Raw genomic sequence first — 19,159 nt, forward strand, 5'->3', positions numbered from 1 at the left:
GCGCGACGTTCACGCTGTACCTGCCGCACGATCCGACCGGCGTGCCGGCGGGGGGGCGGCATCGCGGCGGAGGCGCGCGGCGACGGGCCGTCGCTGCGGATCCTGGTGGTCGAGGACAATGCCGCGGTCGGCGACTTCGCGATGTCCGCGCTCGCCGATCTGGGGCATGCGATCGTGTTCGCGCGCGATGCCGAGGAGGCGCTGGCGATCCTGGCGCGGGAGGTGGACGCGTTCGACGTGATGTTCTCCGACGTGGTGATGCCGGGGATGAACGGCGTCGCGCTGGCGCAATATGTCCGCCGGGACTTTCCCGCGATGCGCGTGCTGCTGACCAGCGGCTATAGCGACGTGATCTCGAAGGACGGCGCGCAGGGCTTTGCGCTGTTGCACAAACCCTATTCGATGGCGGAGCTCGCGCGCGCGCTGCATGCGGTGATGGAGGCGGACCGGCCGCTGGCGGCGGGCGCGTTCTAGAGCGCGGCGCTGTCGGTGAGGCGGTGGACGTCGCCGAGCAGCCGGTCGAAATAGTCGGTGCGCGGCGCGTCGAAGGTGACGATGTAGAGCAGCCCCGCGACGATCGCCGCGCGCGCCTCGCCCCGGCGCGGCAGGTCGTCGGCGTCGACATAGGCATAGCCGAAGCGGATGCCGGCATGGCCGAGAAACGGGTCGGGCGCCGCGGTGGTGAGCGTGAAGTCCGCGATCCCGCCCGCGCTGCGATAGGTCGATTCGAGCAGTTCGGGGATTTCGGCGAGCAGCATCGCGTCGCTGTAGCGGGGGAGGGTCTTGCGGCGCCGGGGTTCGCGCAGCAGCGCCTCGCCCGGTGCGATCCCGCCGAACCAGGTGACCGCGTTGAGCCGCTCACCGTCGAGCGTCCAGACCTCCGCCTTGCGGCCCGGTCGGGCGGAGAGCCGGTTCCAGTCGCGCGGCGGGGTGACGGTCATCGTCCGGGCGACGCGGACCGATTTGCCCTGCGCGCGATAGGCGTTGGCGTCGGCAGGCGCGGGCAGGAGCATGAGGAGGGCGGGGAGCAGCGGGTAGCGCATCAACGGTCCTCCGGTCGGGCGATCAGGGCGGCGATCATCCCCGCATCGCCCGCGGCGGGGGCGAGCGCGAGATAGCGGCGTAGTGCGGCCTGGCCCTCCGCAAGGCGACCGGTCCGGACCAGCGCCAGCCCCAGCCCGCGCTGTGCGGCGGCGAGGTTAGGGTCGAGCGCGGTGGCCTGCGCGTAGAAGTGCGCGGCGTTGACGAGGTCGCGGGGGTTGCCACGGGCGCGGTACAGGTCGCCGCGTGCGCGCCACAGCGCCGCAGTCCAGCCGCGCGCGGCACAGGCAGCGATCAGATAGGCGCTGGCGCCGAAGTCGTTGAGCTTGATCTGGTCGTCGAGGAACAGCGGCAGCCAGGGCGCGAGCGCGTCGGCATGGCGGTCGGCGCCGTCGTTGCGGTCCGCCGCGTCGGGCAGAGCGAGCGCGGTCAGCGTGGCGGCGCGTTCGGCCTCGGGCGGATGCGAGGCGTAGAAGCCGATGCGGTCGAGCCGCGGGCGGTGCGCGCCGCGCGCGACCGCGGAGGCCCCGGCCTCAGCGATCGCGTTCTGCCACAACTGCGCGGCGGCCTGCGGGCGGAGGCGGCTGGCGTTGAGATAACCGATCCCGAGCCGATCGGCCTCGCGCTCCTGATCGCGCGAGAAGCGGTAGAGCGCGCCATAGACCGATCGGCCGAGCGTGGCGAAGCGGCGGCGCAGATCGGCATCGGGGGCCATCGCGGCGAGCACCGCGCCCCAGCCGAGCAGGTCGGAGCCGGTGCGCTGCGCCCGGAACTGCGCGAGCGTGTGGCGGCGTTCGAAATGGCCGAATTCATGCCCGAGCACCGCGCCCAGTTCGGCCTCGCTGCGGGCGCGGAGCAGCAGGCCGCTGAACACGCGCATCGTCCCGTTCGCCGCCATGCTCGCGTTGAACAATGGCACGCGCAGGACATAGACGCGCACGCCGGCGCAGCGCGCCGCGCCGACTGTGTCGCAGAGCGCGCGGCGGACATAGGCGTTAAGCGCGGCGTCGCGGATCAGCAGCGGCGACGACGCGAGCTGGCGCTCGTCCTCGTCCGCCTCGGCCCAGGCGCCGATCTCGTCGACGCCGACCGGTTGATAGGCGCCGGCATAGGGGGGCGGGGCGGGGGCGGTTGCCGCAAGCAGGGCGAGGGCGAGCGCGGTGACGGTCATCGGGGGGCGGGGGTGCTGCCGGGGAAATCGGCGAGCAGCTGCCGGACGCGGCGGGCGGCACCTTCGGGGGTGCGCAGGTCGCCGCCCATCGCGCGGTCGGCGTTGAGCCAGAGCAGGTCGCCCGTCCGCAGATCGACCAGCCCGGCATAGCCCGCATGTTCGCCCGCGCTGAGCGGGATGCCCGGCCCCAGCATCGCGACGATCTGCAGCAGCTTGCGCCCGGTCGAGCCATAGGCGTCGCTGGTGCTGAGGAAGAGCGCGTAATCGGCGTCGCGCGCGCCGGGCAGCCGCGCGATGCCGGGCCCGAGCGTCCAGTCGAACCGCCCGGCCTGCGTCGCCAGCTTCTTGGTCGGCAGCCGGTCGCCGGCGAAGAACTGATAGCGGATCACCGATTGCGAGACCGCGGCGAACAGCGCGGCATAGTCCGCCACCAGCCGCGCCGCATCGCCGTCCGCTTTGGGCGCGGGGATCACGCGGTTGCCGAGCGCCTGTTGCTGCGCGGCGAGTGCGGTTTCGATGTTGCGGCGGGCCTGGTCGGTCCAGTCGCCATTGGGTTCGAACATCCCGCCGGTCGAGCGCGCGCCGACGCGGATGCTGGGGCGGACCAGGAGGATGGTCCTGCCGCTGCCGGCGGGCAGCGTGAAGCCGGTCTTCTGCGCGCTTCTCTGCCGTGCGGCGGCGGGTGGCGCGGGCGTGAGGGCCAGCAGCATGATCGCCAGACGCGTCGCGAGCCTTGTCCCCATCGACGCCCCCCAGCGCGCTGTCCCGGCGACCGGGCTAGGCCGCGCGCACGGGGGCGACAAGCTGCAGACCGGCCCGCTTTGGACCTAGCCCGCGCGCCCACGAAAAAGCCCGTCGCGCGGGGAGCGCGACAGGCTGTTCGATCAGGCGGCGGGCGGGCCCGCCACGGTGATGGGTCGGGGGTTTACTGGCAGGCGAGGCACTCGTCATAATCCTTCGATTCGACGTCGATCTGACGCAGGTCGATGGTGTTGTCCGCCTCGACCCCGCCCGCGAAGCCGGCGCGCTGCACCGACTTGGAGCGGAGATAATAGAGCGACTTGATGCCGAGCTCCCACGCACGGAAGTGGAGCATCAGCAGGTCCCACTTTTCCACGTCCGCGGGGATGAACAGGTTCAGCGACTGCGCCTGGTCGATATAGGGCGTGCGGTCCGCGGCGAGCTCGAGCAGCCAGCGCTGGTCGATCTCGAAGCTGGTCTTGTAGCAGTCCTTTTCCTCGGTCGAGAGGAAGTCGAGATGCTGGACCGAACCACCCTGTTCGAGGATCGAGTTCCACACCGCGTCCGAGTTCTTCGACTTCTCGGCGAGCATCTTCTCGAGATACGGGTTCTTGATCGAGAAGCTGCCCGAGAGCGTCTTGTGCGTGTAGATGTTCGCCGGGATCGGCTCGATGCACGCCGACGTGCCGCCGCAGATGATGCTGATCGATGCGGTCGGTGCGATCGCCATCTTGCAGCTGAACCGCTCCATCGCGCCGACATCGGCGGCGTCGGGGCAGGGCCCGCGCTCGATCGCGAGCTGCATCGAGGCTTCGTTGGCCTGCGCGTTGATGTGCTTGAACATCCGGAGGTTCCACGACTTCGCCATCGCGCCTTCGAACGGGATGCCACGTGCCTGAAGGAAGCTGTGGAAGCCCATGACGCCGAGGCCGACCGAGCGCTCGCGGCCCGCCGAATAGGCGGCGCGTTCCATGCCGGGCTCGTGGCGGTCGATATAGTCCTGCAGCACGTTGTCGAGGAAGCGCATGACGTCCTCGATCAGGCCCTTCTCGTCCTTCCACTGATCCCAGGTTTCGAGGTTCAGCGACGACAGGCAGCAGACCGCGGTCCGCTCGTTGCCGAGATGATCCTTGCCGGTCGGCAGCGTAATTTCCGAGCACAGGTTCGAGGTCGAGACCTTGAGGCCGAGTTCGCGGTGATGCTTGGGCATCGCCTTGTTCACGTGATCGGCAAAGACGATGTAGGGCTCACCGGTCTGGAGACGCGTCTCGACGAGTTTCTGGAACAGCGAGCGCGCGTCGACCGTGGCGCGGATCGCCTGATCCTTCGGCGACCGGAGATGCCATTCCTCGCCGTTGCGCACCGCCTCCATGAACGCGTCGGTGATCAGCACGCCGTGGTGGAGGTTCAGCGCCTTGCGGTTGAAATCGCCCGAGGGTTTGCGGATCTCGAGGAATTCCTCGATCTCGGGATGCGAGACGTCGAGATAGACGGCGGCCGAACCGCGGCGCAGCGAGCCCTGCGAGATGGCGAGGGTGAGCGAATCCATGACGCGGACGAACGGGATGATGCCGCTGGTCTTGCCGTTCAGGCCGACCGGCTCGCCGATGCCGCGGACATTGCCCCAATAGGTGCCGATGCCGCCGCCGCGCGAGGCGAGCCAGACATTCTCGTTCCAGGTGTCGACGATGCCGCCGAGGCTGTCGGGGACCGAGTTGAGATAGCAGGAGATCGGCAGGCCGCGGCCGGTGCCGCCGTTCGAAAGAACGGGGGTGGCGGGCATGAACCAGAGCTTCGAGATCGCGTCGTAGAGACGCTGCGCATGGCCGGCGTCATCGGCGTACGCAGAGGCGACGCGGACGAACAGGTCCTGATAGCTTTCGCCCGGAAGCAGATAGCGATCCTTGAGCGTCTCCTTGCCGAATTCGGTCAGCAGCGCGTCGCGGCTGTGATCGACCTCGACCGGGTAGATCTGCGCGCGCACGGAATGGCTGTCCTGCGCCTGACGCGGCGCCTTGGGGGCCTCTGCCGCGGGCGTGTCGAGGGTCTGTTCGATGGTGTCGGTCGTCATGTCGCTATCCCGGCTGCTGTCTCTGAAATCCAAAAGACCGCTCCTAAAATTCTGTAATCGTTCGAATCGGGAGCATATCCCATGCTATCATCGGGCAGATCAAAAGCAGAACAAAAACTGATCGGCAGCGCGTGGTCACGCCTGTCGACAATCAGGGTAGCAGCCCGAGGGGCGCACCATGTTCTACCAGAGATAGGGCCTGCCGCTGTAAGTAGCCCCCAGATACTGTGCCAATCCCGCAGCGGGTGCAAGCCGCTAGTTGGCCCGTTGCGGCCCTGCCTAGGGTGGATTGGGGTGTCCGGACGCGGCGGCGGCGGCGCGACGCGTGGATCTGCGCCGCGTTCGCGATACGCAAGCGGATTTCGCGCCTTTTGAAATATTTTCAAGCGAGCCGCGCGGTCCCGCGGTCAGCCCGCGCGGCGCATCCCGCGGACCAGCGGCGGGGGGCCGAGCCGTTCGATATCGACCGGATGGTCGAAGGCGAGCCCGGCGCGGCCGTCGCGCAGCCAGCGAATCTGCGCGCCGATCATCTGGCCGTCGACGAGCTCGATCGAGACGCCGGCGCCGGTCGGATCGCCGCGGACCATCAGCCCCTCGACCATCGCGCCGCTGGTCGAGATGTCGCGGACGCGGACATCGACGAGCGTATCCTCGACCAGCAGCCGCGCCGAGCGCAGCATCCGCACGCGCGGCGCACGGCTGGTCTTGAACCCGGCGGCGGTCGCCACCCCCGCGGCGGTGGAAAGCTGTTCCATCACCACCTCGTTGAGGACCGGGCGGCCATAGACATAGCCCTGGATATGGCTGCAACCGAGATCGCGGACGAGCGCGATCTCGTCCTGCAGTTCGACGCCCTCCGCGGTCGTCTCCATGCCGAGCGTGTCGGCGAGCATGACGATCGCCTTGATGATCGCGGCGTTGCGGTTGCCGGGTTCGGCCGCGCCCTTCACGAACGACTGGTCGATCTTGATCTTGTCGAACGGCGCGGTGCGCAAATAGCCCAGCGACGAATAGCCGGTGCCGAAATCGTCGAGCGCGAGCCGGACGCCGATTCCTTTCAGCGCCTTGAACATCTGGTCCGAGGACGCGCTTTCGTCGAGGAAGACGCCCTCGGTGATCTCGAGCTCGAGCCGGTTGGCGGGCAGCCCGGACTGGGCGAGCGCGCTGGTGACGAGGGCTGGCAGTGCGGGATTGGCGAACTGGATCGGCGAGACGTTGACCGCGACGCGGACGTCGGCGGGCCAGCGCGCGGCGGCGTTGCACGCGGTGCGCAGGACCCAGGTGCCGATCGCCTCGATCAGTCCGCATTCCTCCGCGATCGGAATGAAGTCCGCGGGCGATACGGGGCCGCGGGTCGGGTGGTTCCAGCGGATCAGCGCCTCATAGCCGACGATCCGCGTCGATTTCGTGCTGACGACGGGCTGGTAGCAGAGGTGGAACGCGCCTTCGGTGACCGCGATGCGCAGATCGTCCTCGAGCTGCTTGCGCGACTTCGCCCCCGCCAGCATGTCGTCCGAATAGAAGCGGTGGACGCCGCGGCCATCGGCCTTGGCCGCATAGAGCGCGAGATCGGCGTTGCGGATCAGCGTCTCCGAATCCTTGCCATGCTGCGGCGTGATCGCGATGCCGATCGAACAGCCGATCGAGACCGACGCGCCGCTGATGAAATAGGGTTGCGACAGCGCGAGGATGAGCTCGCGCGACAAAGTGCTGAGCGTGTCGCGGTTGTCGACACCGGGCAGGACGACCTGGAACTCGTCGCCGCCGAGCCGGCCGACCAGCCCTGCGTCACCGACGACGCGCGTGAGCCGCTGCGCGACCTGCTTGAGCAGCAAGTCGCCCGCCTGGTGGCCGAGCGTGTCGTTGACCGCCTTGAACCGGTCGAGATCCATCAGGAACAGCGCGGTCGGCCGGTAGGGCCCGGCCTGCTGCGCGAGCGTCTTGTCGAGCGACAGCCGCATACGCTGGCGGTTGGCGAGCCCGGTCAGCCCGTCGAACAGCGCGAGGCGGTTGATCTCGGCATCGGCCTTGCGCTTTTCGGTGAGGTCGAAGCCGGTGCCGATAAAGCCCTGGAAGCGGCCGATCTCGTCGATCACCGGTCGGCCCGACATCGACCACCAGCGCTCGGGCGCGGGGTCGGCGGCGGCGCAGACCGAATAGTCCGAGAAGGAGGTGCGCGACGACAGGTGGAAGGCGAGCGTGCGTTCGGTGCCGGGTGCCTCGCTGTCCATGCGGAACAGGTCGGTGAGGATGCAGCCGACCAGCCCGGACGACGGGTCGCACCCCTCTTCCGGATCCGACGGCGGCGGGAGCGCGTGCGCCATCTTGGGCGAGATATAGGTGATGCGGCCGCGCCGGTCGGCTTCCCAGAACCAGCCGGGGCCGTAATTCTCGAACTCGGCCATCAGCTTCATCGCGAGCCGGCCCTCGCTCGACTGGTCCGCGTGATCGAGCGCGAGCGCATAGTCGATCCGCGCCATCCGGTAGGCGACCGCGGCAAAGCCGGCAAAGGCGGCGATCGCGACGACCGGCGCGATCCCCACGCCCGACAGCAAGGTCAGCATCAGCGCCAGGCCGATGCCGAACCCCAGGGTCGCGGCGCGCACGGCATAGAGCGTGATCGCGGTGACGCTGATCGCGCCGACGATCGCGACCAGCCCGGCGAGCTCGATCGGCCCGCCCGGCAGCTCGACGGTGACCCAGAGCAAGGACAGGAGCGCAGCAGAGAGCCCGGCGGCGCAGGTCGCGAGCACCGCATTGCGGCGATGGATCGGCCATTCGCGCAGCGTCCTGCTGCGCACCGTCGCGAAGGCCGCGCCGGACAGCAGGGCGATCACCCCCGCATGCACCGCCACCGCCGCGATCAGCGCCGGCCGTGCCGCCAGCGAGACGCCGAAGACGATCGCCGCGGCGACCAGATGCGCGATCAGCGCGACCGGCCAGACCGCGCCGACCTTGGCGAGGCGGACATGCTGCGCGGCGCTCCACGCATCCTCGTCGCTTTCGACGAGCCCGAACAGGATGAGGCTCGTGGCGTCGGGATGATCGCGGAGGGGAATGGCGGGAGAGCGCGAGAACATTGCGCAAGCGTACCGCATCAGCGGTTGCGCAATTGCCCTCCGATCATGCTTAACAGACCGTAAGTGCCTGCATTTATCAGATAAATAGCCCGGTCAGCCAATAGGTTGCCGCCCCGATCGCGGCGGCGGCGGGCAGCGTCACGGTCCAGGCGATGATGATGTTGCTGGCGACGTTCCAGCGCACCGCGGACAGGCGTCGCGCGGCGCCGACGCCGACGATCGCGCCGGTGATCGTGTGCGTCGACGAGACCGGCACGCCCCAGAAGGTCGCCGCGAACAAAGTGATCGCGCCGCCGGTCTCCGCGCAGAAGCCCTGTGCGGGCGTCAGCCGGGTGATCTTCGACCCCATGGTGTGGACGATCCGCCAGCCGCCCGACAGCGTGCCGAGCGCCATCGCCGCCTGGCAGGACAGCACGACCCAGAAGGGCACATGGAACTCGCCGCCGAGCAGCCCCTGCGAATAGAGCAGCACCGCGATGATCCCCATCGTCTTCTGCGCGTCGTTGCCGCCGTGGCCGAGCGAATAGAGCGCGGCGGAGATCAGCTGGAGCTTGCGGAAGCGCTTGTCGACGCCGAGCGGGGTGAGCTTGAGGCTGGTCCAGGCGACGAGCAGGACGAGCAGCAGCGCGAGCAGCAGCCCGACCGCGGGCGAGACGAAGATCGCGCTCACGGTCTTGATCACGCCGCTCCAGACGATCGCGCCGAAGCCGATCTTGGCGACGCCCGCGCCGAGCAGCCCGCCGATCAGCGCATGGCTGCTGCTCGAGGGGATGCCGAGCACCCAGGTGATGACGTTCCACGCGATCGCGCCGATGAGCGCGGCGAAGATCACCTGCGCGTCGATCACCTGCGCATGGACGATGCCGGTGCCGACGGTCTGCGCGACGTGGAGGCCGAAGACGGCAAAGGCGATGAAGTTGAAGAACGCCGCCCAGAGCACGGCATATTGGGGTTTCAACACGCGCGTCGAGACGACCGTCGCGATCGAGTTCGCAGCGTCGTGCAGGCCGTTGAGGAAATCGAACAGCAGCGCGATGCCGATCAGGCCGATGAGGACCGGGAGCGAGAGGATCATGCGGGGATGCTCCCCCAAGCCTGCATTGGCGTCATCGCGGCGGGTCCCACCAGTTTACCGCCCCGGCGGAGGCCGGGGTCCAGTTGGAGAGGTCGCAGTAACGGTGCGCTGCCCTCGGCCATGGCCGTTCCCCAACTGGGCCCCGGCCTTCGCCGGGGGGGTGAACTGGGGGAGGCTTCGGGCCGAAACGACACGTCACGCATGGTCGATGACGAGTCCCTGGATCTCGTTGGCGACGTCTTCGAAGCGGTCGACGATCTTTTCGAGGCTGGAATAGATTTCGCGGCCGATGATGAAGGCCATCGGGTCGGCATGGCTCTTCGACGCGGCGAAGAGCGCGCGCAGGCCGGTGTCGTGGATGTCGTCGGCGTGACCCTCGATCTGGATCAGCCGGGCGGTCAGGTCGTGGAGACGGCCGGCGTTGCTGCCGAGCGAGCGGAGCAGCGGGATCGCCTCGGCGGTGATTCGCGCGGCCTCGACGATGATGCCCGCCATGTCGCGCATCTCGGGCGCGAATTCGGTCACCTCGTACAGCGCGATCGCGTTGGCAGTGCCGTTCATCTGGTCGATCGCATCGTCCATCACGCCGATCAGGTCGGTGATCGCGCTGCGGTCGAACGGCGTCACGAACACGCGGCGGACGTCCTGCAGGACCTCGCGCGTGATGTCGTCGGCCTCGTGTTCGCGGCGCACGATCTCGGCGATCTGGCTTTCGATCGAGCCCTCGCCGTGGAGCAGCCGGGCGAGCGCGTCGGCGCCCGCGACGAGCGTCGCGGCATGCGCGTCGAACAGTTCGAAGAACCGCCCCTGCTTGGGCATGAGTGCCTGGAACCAGCCCAGCATCGGAAAACGCCTCCTCATTCGTGACCGCAGCACCGGCAGCACGCGTTGTTCGAACGCCACCGGGATCGGTGGCTTTCGGAATCCTCGGATCAGAGCCTTGAGTTCGGGCTCGTCGACCGCGGCGGCGGCCTTATCAGGCGGAAACCACCGTGTCTCGCGCTGATCCCGCTCGGGCCAGTCCGCGACCTGTTCGACGACCTGCATCGGATAGACGCTGACGATCATCGGCCGGAGACGCCCGCTGCGGCGCCGCTTGTCGTAGCAGAAATCGCCGACCGCGCTGGGGCAGGGGATGCCGCGAATCCCGGCTTCCTCGAACGCTTCCTGCGCGGCGGCCTCGTGCGAGGCGAGGCCGGCAATCGGATTGCCCTTGGGAATCACCCAGCGGCGCGTCTCGCGCGAGGTGATGAGCAGGATCTCGGCGGATCCGTCGGCGGTGATCCGGTAGGGCAGGGCAGCGATCTGACGGATCGGTCGGGTCCTCGGGCAAGGTCAAACCCGATGTCTGACACGCACCGCGCGCGAGCGCCAGATGCTCCGCAAGGGTGGCGTGGCGGGGTGAACCGCCACGATCCGCAAGGGGGTGGCGTGGCGGACGAACCGCCACGCCGGCCTTGTCAGCGGAACTTGCCGCTGAGCGAGACGCCGATGATCCGCGGTTCGTTGAACACCGCGGCCATGTAGTTCTCGATCACGCCCTTCAGGTTCTTCTCGCCGGTGATGTTGCGCGCGAACACCGCGAGTTCATAGGCATCGTCGGGCGCGGCATAGCCGATCTTCAGACCGCCTTCGAAGTTGCCGTTCGCGGTGAACTCCTTGGTCTTGTAGAGCACGAACTGCGTGTAGCCCTGGATGTTGAAGTCGCCCGCGATGAACGCGCGACCACCATTGCCGAGCGGCTGGTCGTAGCGTGCGGTCAGGTCGACATTATACTCCGGCGCATTGGGCAAGGGCTCGCCGTCGATCTTGACGAGGAAGGTCGTGCCGAACGCGCCGGGGACGGGACGGACCGCCGCGGACGGCGTGCAGACGACCGCGTTGTTGAGCGCGCAGATCTGCACCTCGGTCGTCTTGTCGCGAATCGCGCTGTGGAGCAGGCTGAGCCCGGCGCCGAGCGTGAGGTTGGGAACGGGCTTCCAGTTCGCCTCGGCCTCCATGCCGTAGGCCTCGGCCTTGTTGCCGTTGAACAGGATGCCGTTGCCGTTGAGATCGTTGCCGTTCAGCTGGATGTCGTTGACGCGGTAGCCGAACACGGTCGCGTTGAGGCTGAGCGTGTTGTCGAGCAGGCGGGTCTTGATGCCCGTCTCCCACGACAGGATCGTCTCCGAATTGGCGGTCGAGAAGTCCGAGTTGAACACCGCCGAGCGGCCCTGGATCGTCGGTCCGCGGAAGCCCTGCGCGATCCGCGAGTAGAGGCTGATGTCGGGGCTCGCCTGGTAGAGGAGGCTCGCGTCCCAGCTCGGCTTGGTCGCCTTCAGCGTGACGTCGGTGCGGAAGTTGGCCGGATACTGGCTGATACCGGCGACATTCTGGACGGGCTTGAGCAACTGCGTGCGCTTCTTGTCCTCGGTGATGCGGCCGCCGGCGGTGAGCGTCAGCCGGTCCATCAGCTCGTAGCTGATCTGGCCGAAGCCGGCCCAGGAGGTGTTGACGTCGTGGAGGCGGACCCAGTTGTTCGGGTTGCGCTGTGCGGTCGTCAGGAAGAAGGTCCGCTGGTAGAAATCGGTGATGTCGCGCGTGTCGAAATACAGGCCGCCGACCTGCCAGTTGAAGCGGCCGCCCTGCGTGCCCGACAGACGCAGCTCCTGCGACCACTGGTCGAGATCGCGGATCTGGCCCTGCGACTGGCCGAAGCCGTTCGCCGTGCCGCGGACGGGGAAGTTCGCGCCCGCGCCGCCATCGGTGTCGCCGCGGCTGAAGCCCGAGGTCGTCTCGTACGCGGTGATCGAGGTGAGCGCGGCAGGACCGAAATCGTAGGTCGCGCGGACCGAGCCGCCATAGGTGGTGTAGCTCTGCGGATTGTCATTGCCTTCGTCGAGCGCGACGATGTTGCGCGGCTCGGCCTGGACGTCGTTCGAGCCCTTCTTCAGCGCGGCGCGGTGGAACAGCGTCGAGGTGCCGTCATACCAGCGGGCATGGCCCGACAGGTCGAGCGAGAAGGCGTTGCCCGGGGTCAGCGCGAGCTGGACGCGGACGTTGCGGTCGTCGAACCCGCCCATCGCGTTCTTGCGCGGGGTCGCGGTGCTGTCCTGCGTGACGCCGGCATAGACGTTGTCGACATAGTTTTCGCGGTGCTGGAGCAGCGTCGAGACGCGGATCGACAGCAGGTCCTTGATCAGCGGGCCACCGACGCCCGCGTCGACGCTGACGCTGCCATAGGTGCCGACCGAGGCCGAGGCGCGGCTGTCGAAGTCGTTGGTCGGCTTGATCGTGTCGAACTTGATGATGCCCGCGGTCGTGTTGCGGCCGAACAGCGAGCCCTGCGGGCCGCGCAGCACCTCGACCTGGCGGACGTCATAGACCGGGTTCGACTTCAGCACGACATGCTCGAGGATCACGTCGTCCTGGATGATCGTGACCGGCTGCGACGCGCCGAGGTAGAAATCGATGTTGCCGAGACCGCGGATGTAGAAGCGCGGGAAGATGCGGCCGGTGGTGGTCTCGACATAGAGGCCGGGGACGCGGCCCGACAGCGACAGCAGCGTGTCGTCGCCACCCGCCTGGAACGCGCGCAACGCATCGCCCGAGGCGACGCCGACCGACAGCGGAACGCGCTGGAGATTCTCCGAGCGGCGTTCGGCGGTGACGACGATCTCGCCCAGGCCGTCTTCAGCGGGGGTGGCAGCCGGGGCGGTGGTCGTGTCTTGGGCTGCGGCGGGCAGGGCGGCGAGCAGCAATGTCGCGGGTGCGATGCCGCGCAGGAGCGACGTGGTCAGACGGGTGCGTGTCACGGTGATATTCCCTGGATGATCTTCTTGGTTTTACCGAAGGGACACCCGACGAGCCGCGCGCGCCGATCGCGGCCACCCCCGTGGACCGTGATCGCCGTCGCGCGGCTCATGCTGTCGCAATGCCCCCCGGCGACGCGCTAGCCGCGGATCATGTTGGAAAAATGACAGTCGGCGCATCCGGCTGCCACGGCGTGACTCTGGTCATGACCGCGGCGAAGAGCGGCGAGGCGAGATAGCGCCCCAGCCAGTCGTGGAGTGCGGGGAGGGGGAGCGTGTCGAACCAGCCGCGGTCGGTCTGCGCGAACTGGCGGACGAAGGGGAGGATCGCCATGTCGGTTAGGGTGACGCGGGGGCCGGCGAGGTGGCCGGTGGCGTGCAGCCGCGTGTCGAGATCGGCGAGGATCGCGGTGGCGGCGGCGCGGTGCTCGAGCGGGTCCGTGCCGTGGCGATCGGCATATTTGTAGCGGTCGAGATGATGCTTGAACGCGCCGTCGTTGGTCGCGATCAGGTCGGCGTCCTTTCCGGTCAGCCAGTCGAGCGGGTCGGCTGTGGCGAGCGCCCAGTGCATGATGGCGAGGCTCTGGTCGATGACGCGGCCGTCGGGGAGGACGAGGACGGGGACGGTGCCCTTGGGGGAGGCGGCGAGCATCGCGGCGGGCTTGTCGCGCAGGACGATTTCGCGGAGCTCGACCACGATGCCACTGGCGACGACCGCGCTGCGGGCGCGGATCGCGTAGGGGCAGCGGCGGAAGCTGTAGAGGATGGGGAGCATGGGTTGGGTATAGGGGGCGGGGGACGGCGCGTCTCCGGGCTGGTTCGCGCGCCGTCGCTCGCGAGGGTTTCTGCGGGCACCTTGCGCTCGCCCCACCCCGGCGGAGGCCGGGGCCCAGGTGGGAAGGCGGTCGTGACGGCGGGCTGGGGCTGATTACTCCGGTCCTCCCAACTGGGCCCCGGCCTTCGCCGGGGTGGTGTTTGGGGGGGGCTCGCCTCTGCCTACCACCCCGGCGGGGGCCGGGGTCCAGTTGGGTAGGCTTTCGTGGGGGCGGGCGGTGCGGGGTTACTCTGGTCCCTCCAACTGGGCCCCGGCCTTCGCCGGGGTGGTGCTCCTTTTCTGGGCGTGGGGAGTGGCCCCTCCCGCTACAGCCCGAAGCGGAGCGTCGCGCGGATGTCGCGGCCGGCTAGGGGGGCGAAGTCCTTGAGGAAGCTGGCGTGGCGGCGGGCTTCGACGTCGAACAGGTTGTTCGCGCTGAGCAGGATCGAGGTCTTGCTGTCCTTGCCGAACGGGTTGAAGCCCAAGGTCGCGTTGACCATCGTATAGCCGTTGGTGGTCGTCTCGAACGCGGCGATGCGGTCCTGGTCGAAGACGTGCTCGACCTCGAGCCGGCCGTTGACGCGGTCGCCCTGTGCCTCGATCCCGCCGAGCACGCGCATCGGCGGGATGCGGGGGACGGGGCCGTTGTCGACGATCGTCGCGCGGACATAATCGCCGAGCAGGTCGGCGTTGAGGACATAGCCGCCGATCTGCGCGACGCGGACCGAGGCATTGGCCTCGAACCCGTAATAGCGCGCGTCGGCCTGCTGATACTGGAAGCAGGGCAGGTCGACCTCGCGCCCCGACGGATCGGCGGCGGTCTGGCAGACGCTCTGCGCGACCTGATTCTCCGAGATATAGTTGGAGAAGTCGTTGTAATAGGCCGACGCGTCGAAGCTGAAGCCGTCGCCATGCGCGTGGAGCGTGCCCTCGATGCCCCAGCTCTTCTCGAGCTTGAAATCGGGGCTGCCGAATTCATAGGCCTGGGTGCCGGCATGGCCGCCGTTCGCGAACAGCTCCTCGGCGGACGGCGCGCGCTCGGTGTGCGAGAGGTTGACGCCCAAGCGGACCGCGTCGGTCACGCCGTAGGAGGCGCCGAGCGAGCCCGAGACCGCGTCGAAGCTGCGGCTGCCGCGGAAGAAGCGGAGATCGTCGAGCGGCGTCTTGGCGGAGAGTGATGTCGTCTCGTAGCGCAGCCCGCCCTCGGCCCGGAAGGCGCCGGCGCTGTATTGCTGGAGCGTGAAGAGGCCGGTCTGGTTGGTCTCGTTGCGCGGCAGGAAGGCTTCGTCGCCGTTCACGTCGAACAGGCGGTTAAAATATTGCACGCCCGATGCGCCCTGCCAGCCGCCGCGATTGGCCTGGACGAGCTCGATCCGGCCTTCGGTGCCGTTGTTGAAGAAGGCGGTGCCGACGCCGCCATCGGGTTCGAGCTCGAAATGGCGATAGGTGGCGTGGCCGGCGCGGACGCGGATCTTGTCGAGGAAGCCGCCGCCGGTGTTGATCTCGCCGCGCAGGTCGACGCGGTTCTGGACGACGTCGAGGCGGGGCGCCTCCTGCTCCTGGCCGACCGCGGTCGCATAGCGGATCGGCACGCCGTAGAGGCTGTCATAATGGCTGTACGACACGCCGAGATTGCCGCCATCGGTGATGATCGACGCGCCGACACCCGCGGTCCAGGTCTCGGACTGGGTGTTGGGCAGCTTGCCGCGGAGCGCGGCGGAGCCGGCGAAGTCGATCGGCTCGTCGGTGTCCTGCGGGAGGCCGACCTGGCTGAGCGCGGCGGCGCGCGCCTGCGACGACAGGATGTTGCCGCCGGTGCGCAGGTTGCCCGACTTCAGATAGGAGCCGTCGGCGTGGAGGACGAGGTGCTGGCCGACCGCGACGTCACCGGCGGCGCCGCCCGAGCGCTCGTTCGCGGCCGAGCCGTAGGTGGCGATGCCGTTCACGCGGTAGCCGTTTTCGGGAACGCTGCGCGGGATGCGCGTGTCGATGACGTTGACGACGCCGCCGACCGCGGACGAGCCGAACAGCAGCGCGGAGGGGCCGCGCAGCACCTCGATCCGCTCGGCGAGCAGCGGGTCGATGATGACCGCGTGGTCGACCGAGGTGTTCGAAACGTCGATCGAGCCGATCCCGTCGGTCAGCACGCGGATGCGCTCGCCCTGAAAGCCGCGCAGGATCGGGCGCGAGGCGCTGGGGCCGAACGAGGTGGCGGACACGCCGGGCTGGCGCGCGAGCGTCTCGCCGATGGTCGGGCGCAGGTTGCGGGTGAGTTCGGCACCCGAGAGGATCGACGTGCCCTGGAGGACGTCGGTCTCGCTCTGGCGGACGGGGGCGGTGACGAGGATCTCGGCCGCCGCGCGCGGGGTGGGGGTGCGGGTCGGGGCTGGGGTTGCGGCGGGCGCATCGGCCGGTGCGCCGGTCGCCGGCGTGTCGGTCTGGGCGGTGGCGGCGGTCGCGGCGAAGACCGCCAGCGCGCTGATCCCGATGAAAGTCTTACGCATAGAAACGCTCCTTGAACCCCGGAGCTGCCGCCTAGCGCGAATGATGTATCATATCAAAGAAGATGTTCGCAGCTGCGGAAAATTGAGTGGCTGGTTGTTGCCATGATGCAACATATCATCCGGGGCGGCCGGGCGTCAGGGTTTGTCGTAGGGGGTGAAGTCGGTGAAGCGGCAGGAGGGGGAGGGGATCGACAGGCCGGGTTCGATCAGCCGGAACCGGTCGTTGCGGCAGAGCTGGCCGCCATAGATGTCGACGATGATCGTCGACTGCGGGCGCAATTGCGGACAGGGGCCGACCGGGCCGGTGCGCCAGACGCGCTTGCCCGACTGGCGATAGAGGATGGTGGTCGCGTCGAGGATCGTCGGCCCCTGGACCAGACCGATGCCGATGCAGCGAACCGGCGCGCCGGCGATGCGCCCCGCGAGCGGATCGTCGCGGCCGGCGACGAGCGTCAGCGCGAGCGCGGCGAGGGCAGCGATCCTGCCGGAGCGCGGCATCCTCATCGGGCCTTCCGATAGGGGACGAATTCGCCGAAGCTGCAGCTGCCGCTAGGGAAGCGGCTGGCGCGGTCGATCGTGTTGGCGATGTCGCCGCGGCAGAGCTGCCCCGAGGGCGTCCGCGTGATCAGGATGTTGCGGTCGAGATCGCCGCACCCGCCATTGGTCTCGGTCCGGTAGATCGTGCCGTTGTTGACGCGGTAGAGGAAGGTCGAGCCGTAGCTGGTCACCTGTTTCTGGCCGAGGGCGTTGAGGCACAGGGTCGGCTCGCCGGGGGTCAGCCCCTTGAGCGCGGTCGCAAGTTTCTGCTGCGTTTCGGTTTCGCGCTGCGCAATCTGCGCCTGTTCGCGCGGGGTCGCCGTACAGGCGGTGGCGGCAATCGTCAGGCAGAGCAGCGATAAGCGTGTCATGATGCGCATGCGGTTTCCTTCGCGCCCCCAAGCGTACAGCATAGCCTATTCAGCCCTTGAACGCATCCTTTGCCGCGCGCCGCTCGCCGAGCTCGGCGGCCGAGGTCGCACGGAGAAACGGATTGGTCGCGCGTTCGAGCCCGATCGTCGTCGGCACGGTCGCCTCGCCGCGCGCGCGGGCCGCGTCGACCTCGGCCATCCGGTCGCGGATCGCGGCATTGTCGGGCTCGGCGACCAGCGCGTAGCGGCCGTTCGACTGGGTATATTCATGGCCGCAATAGACCTGCGTCTCGTCGGGCAGCGCGGCGTAGCGCTGCATGTTGGCGAACATGTCGGCGGGCGTGCCCTCGAACAGCCGGCCGCAGCCCATCGCGAACAGCGTGTCGCCGGTGAAGATCACCGCGTCGTCGGCGAAGTGGAAGGCGATATGGCCCTGGGTATGTCCGGGCACGGTCATCACCTGCGCGGCGTGCGTGCCGAGCGTGACGATATCGCCCTCGGTCACGCTGTGGTCGAGCGTCGGGATCTTTGCGGCCTCGGCGGCGGGGCCGGTGACGGTCGCGCCCTGAGCGCGGATCGCGGCGTTGCCGCCGGTGTGATCGGGATGCCAGTGCGTCGTCCAGACCTGATCGATCCGCCAGCCGCGCGCGGTCGCCGCGGCGATCACCGGATCCGCCTCGCCCGGGTCGAGCGCGACCGTTTTGCCGCTGTCGGGATCGTGGATCAGCCAGGCGTAGTTGTCGCTGAGGACGGGCACGCGGACGATGTCGAGGGGCATGGCGGAGCTTTCGAAGGCGGTGGCCAGGTGTGGCGCCGGGGTCGGGGGGATGCAAGGATAACGCATCAGCGGGCGGTCGGGATGCGCGTGGGACCGTCGGTCTCGACTTCCGGCGGCGGGCGGGCGTAGGGTGGTGAAAACATTGAGAGGATCCGCAATGAAACTGGCCAGCCTGAAGGACGCAGATCCAGCCCGGGGCCGTGACGGCCGGCTCGTCGTCGTGTCGAACGACCTCGCCTGGTATGCCGATGCGACGCATATCGCGCCGACGCTGCAGGCCGCGCTCGACGACTGGGACCGGCTTGCGCCGATGCTCGAGAATCTGTCGACCGATCTCGAGCATGAGATGATCCCGATGCGGCGGTTCCACGAGCATGACGCGGCATCGCCGCTGCCGCGCGCCTATCAGTGGGCGGATGGCTCGGCTTATGTGAACCATGTCGCGCTCGTCCGGCAGGCGCGCGCCGCCGAGATGCCCGACAGCTTCTGGCACGATCCGCTGATGTATCAGGGCGGATCGGACGGGTTTCTCGGGCCGCGCGACCCGATCCCGCTTTCCGACGAGAGCTGGGGCTGCGACATGGAGGGCGAGGTCGTCGTCGTCACCGGCGACGTGGCGATGGGCGCGAGCCGCGACGAGGCACTGGCGGCGGTGCGGCTGGTCGGGCTGACCAACGACGTGTCGCTGCGCAACCTGATCCCGGGCGAGCTGGGCAAGGGATTCGGCTTCTTCCAGTCGAAGCCCGCCAGTGCGTTTTCGCCGGTGTTCGTGACGCCCGAATCGCTCGGCGACTGGTGGCAGGACGGCAAGCTGCACCGCAAGCTGATGGTCGACCTGAACGGCCAGCCCTTTGGCCGCGCCGAGGCGGGCGAGGACATGACGTTCGATTTCGGCACGCTGATCGCGCACGCCGCCAAGACGCGCAAGCTGGGCGCGGGGACGATCGTTGGGTCGGGCACGGTGTCGAACCGCGGCGAGGATGGCGGGCCGGGCAAGCCGATCGCAGAGGGCGGGGTCGGCTATTCGTGCCTGGCCGAAGTGCGGACGATCGAGACGATCGCGGGCGGCGCGGCGGTGACCCCGTTCCTGAAAAAGGGCGACACGGTGCGGATCTGGGCGGAGGACGACCGGCATCGGCCGATCTTCGGGGTGATCGAGCAGACGGTGGAGTAGCGCGCGAGCCC

General features: G+C 68.7%; 15 protein-coding genes. 2 read left to right on the top strand and 13 right to left on the bottom strand.

What is annotated here, in order from left to right; translation table 11 throughout:
• Positions 1 to 141 precede the first annotated feature (141 nt).
• Positions 142 to 474, top strand: a complete 333-nt coding sequence (locus IFS44_RS22285; protein ID WP_244650318.1) for a response regulator — start codon at positions 142 to 144, stop codon at positions 472 to 474.
• Here IFS44_RS22285 and IFS44_RS14010 read toward each other — a convergent pair.
• From IFS44_RS14010 to gloB, 13 genes are all read right to left on the bottom strand, one after another.
• Positions 471 to 1,043, bottom strand: a complete 573-nt coding sequence (locus IFS44_RS14010; protein WP_192098883.1) for a hypothetical protein — start codon at positions 1,041 to 1,043, stop codon at positions 471 to 473. The genes IFS44_RS22285 and IFS44_RS14010 overlap by 4 nt on opposite strands.
• Positions 1,043 to 2,212 carry a M48 family metallopeptidase gene (locus IFS44_RS14015; protein ID WP_192098884.1) on the bottom strand — a complete coding sequence of 390 codons (1,170 nt, stop codon included), beginning with the start codon at positions 2,210 to 2,212 and terminating at the stop codon, positions 1,043 to 1,045. Before IFS44_RS14015 ends, IFS44_RS14010 begins: the two co-directional genes overlap by 1 nt.
• Positions 2,209 to 2,955, bottom strand: coding sequence for a hypothetical protein (locus IFS44_RS14020; protein WP_192098885.1), 747 nt, complete (start codon positions 2,953 to 2,955; stop codon positions 2,209 to 2,211). Before IFS44_RS14020 ends, IFS44_RS14015 begins: the two co-directional genes overlap by 4 nt.
• Before the next feature lie 182 nt (positions 2,956 to 3,137).
• Positions 3,138 to 5,024 (bottom strand): ribonucleoside-diphosphate reductase subunit alpha, encoded by a 1,887-nt coding sequence (locus IFS44_RS14025; RefSeq protein ID WP_409349135.1) that lies wholly within the window; start codon positions 5,022 to 5,024, stop codon positions 3,138 to 3,140.
• Positions 5,025 to 5,431: 407 nt separating this feature from the next.
• A complete protein-coding gene (locus IFS44_RS14030) occupies positions 5,432 to 8,104 on the bottom strand; it encodes an EAL domain-containing protein (protein WP_107931877.1) in 2,673 nt (890 codons plus the stop codon).
• Between the two features lie 76 nt (positions 8,105 to 8,180).
• Positions 8,181 to 9,179: an inorganic phosphate transporter gene (locus IFS44_RS14035; protein WP_031394897.1), complete on the bottom strand. Its 999-nt coding sequence runs from the start codon at positions 9,177 to 9,179 to the stop codon at positions 8,181 to 8,183.
• A gap of 195 nt (positions 9,180 to 9,374) precedes the next feature.
• Positions 9,375 to 10,493 carry a DUF47 family protein gene (locus IFS44_RS14040; RefSeq protein WP_056679450.1) on the bottom strand — a complete coding sequence of 373 codons (1,119 nt, stop codon included), beginning with the start codon at positions 10,491 to 10,493 and terminating at the stop codon, positions 9,375 to 9,377.
• A 146-nt stretch (positions 10,494 to 10,639) separates the two neighbouring features.
• On the bottom strand, positions 10,640 to 12,979 hold the full coding sequence (locus tag IFS44_RS14045; RefSeq protein ID WP_192098958.1) for a TonB-dependent receptor domain-containing protein: 2,340 nt from the start codon (positions 12,977 to 12,979) through the stop codon (positions 10,640 to 10,642).
• Between the two features lie 142 nt (positions 12,980 to 13,121).
• Entirely contained in the window at positions 13,122 to 13,745 is a 624-nt protein-coding gene (locus IFS44_RS14050; RefSeq protein ID WP_192098886.1) for a glutathione S-transferase, read from the bottom strand.
• Between the two features lie 365 nt (positions 13,746 to 14,110).
• Positions 14,111 to 16,288 carry a TonB-dependent receptor gene (locus IFS44_RS14055; protein WP_192098887.1) on the bottom strand — a complete coding sequence of 726 codons (2,178 nt, stop codon included), beginning with the start codon at positions 16,286 to 16,288 and terminating at the stop codon, positions 14,111 to 14,113.
• 135 nt (positions 16,289 to 16,423) lie between these two features.
• Positions 16,424 to 16,792 carry a hypothetical protein gene (locus IFS44_RS14060; RefSeq protein ID WP_244650319.1) on the bottom strand — a complete coding sequence of 123 codons (369 nt, stop codon included), beginning with the start codon at positions 16,790 to 16,792 and terminating at the stop codon, positions 16,424 to 16,426.
• Positions 16,789 to 17,205, bottom strand: a complete 417-nt coding sequence (locus IFS44_RS14065) for a hypothetical protein (RefSeq protein ID WP_192098888.1) — start codon at positions 17,203 to 17,205, stop codon at positions 16,789 to 16,791. The genes IFS44_RS14060 and IFS44_RS14065 overlap by 4 nt, the downstream gene beginning before the upstream one ends.
• Before the next feature lie 40 nt (positions 17,206 to 17,245).
• Positions 17,246 to 17,974, bottom strand: a complete 729-nt coding sequence (gene gloB, locus IFS44_RS14070) for a hydroxyacylglutathione hydrolase (protein WP_192098889.1) — start codon at positions 17,972 to 17,974, stop codon at positions 17,246 to 17,248.
• A gap of 157 nt (positions 17,975 to 18,131) precedes the next feature.
• Here gloB and IFS44_RS14075 point away from each other — a divergent pair, with 157 nt between their 5' ends.
• A complete protein-coding gene (locus tag IFS44_RS14075; RefSeq protein ID WP_107045643.1) occupies positions 18,132 to 19,148 on the top strand; it encodes a fumarylacetoacetate hydrolase family protein in 1,017 nt (338 codons plus the stop codon).
• Positions 19,149 to 19,159: the final 11 nt, after the last annotated feature.

Origin of the sequence: Sphingomonas sp. CFBP 13706 (assembly GCF_014842355.1) — a bacterium.
GTDB classification, from domain to species: domain Bacteria; phylum Pseudomonadota; class Alphaproteobacteria; order Sphingomonadales; family Sphingomonadaceae; genus Sphingomonas; species Sphingomonas aerolata.

Coding starts and splice junctions, on each gene's coding strand:
- IFS44_RS22285 (WP_244650318.1), top strand. CDS start 142: ATGTCCGCGCTCGCCGATCTGGGGCATGCGATCGTGTTCGCGCGCGAT.
- IFS44_RS14010 (WP_192098883.1), bottom strand. CDS start 1,043: ATGCGCTACCCGCTGCTCCCCGCCCTCCTCATGCTCCTGCCCGCGCCT.
- IFS44_RS14015 (WP_192098884.1), bottom strand. CDS start 2,212: ATGACCGTCACCGCGCTCGCCCTCGCCCTGCTTGCGGCAACCGCCCCC.
- IFS44_RS14020 (WP_192098885.1), bottom strand. CDS start 2,955: ATGGGGACAAGGCTCGCGACGCGTCTGGCGATCATGCTGCTGGCCCTC.
- IFS44_RS14025 (WP_409349135.1), bottom strand. CDS start 5,024: ATGACGACCGACACCATCGAACAGACCCTCGACACGCCCGCGGCAGAG.
- IFS44_RS14030 (WP_107931877.1), bottom strand. CDS start 8,104: ATGTTCTCGCGCTCTCCCGCCATTCCCCTCCGCGATCATCCCGACGCC.
- IFS44_RS14035 (WP_031394897.1), bottom strand. CDS start 9,179: ATGATCCTCTCGCTCCCGGTCCTCATCGGCCTGATCGGCATCGCGCTG.
- IFS44_RS14050 (WP_192098886.1), bottom strand. CDS start 13,745: ATGCTCCCCATCCTCTACAGCTTCCGCCGCTGCCCCTACGCGATCCGC.
- IFS44_RS14055 (WP_192098887.1), bottom strand. CDS start 16,288: ATGCGTAAGACTTTCATCGGGATCAGCGCGCTGGCGGTCTTCGCCGCG.
- IFS44_RS14060 (WP_244650319.1), bottom strand. CDS start 16,792: ATGAGGATGCCGCGCTCCGGCAGGATCGCTGCCCTCGCCGCGCTCGCG.
- IFS44_RS14065 (WP_192098888.1), bottom strand. CDS start 17,205: ATGCGCATCATGACACGCTTATCGCTGCTCTGCCTGACGATTGCCGCC.
- gloB (WP_192098889.1), bottom strand. CDS start 17,974: ATGCCCCTCGACATCGTCCGCGTGCCCGTCCTCAGCGACAACTACGCC.
- IFS44_RS14075 (WP_107045643.1), top strand. CDS start 18,132: ATGAAACTGGCCAGCCTGAAGGACGCAGATCCAGCCCGGGGCCGTGAC.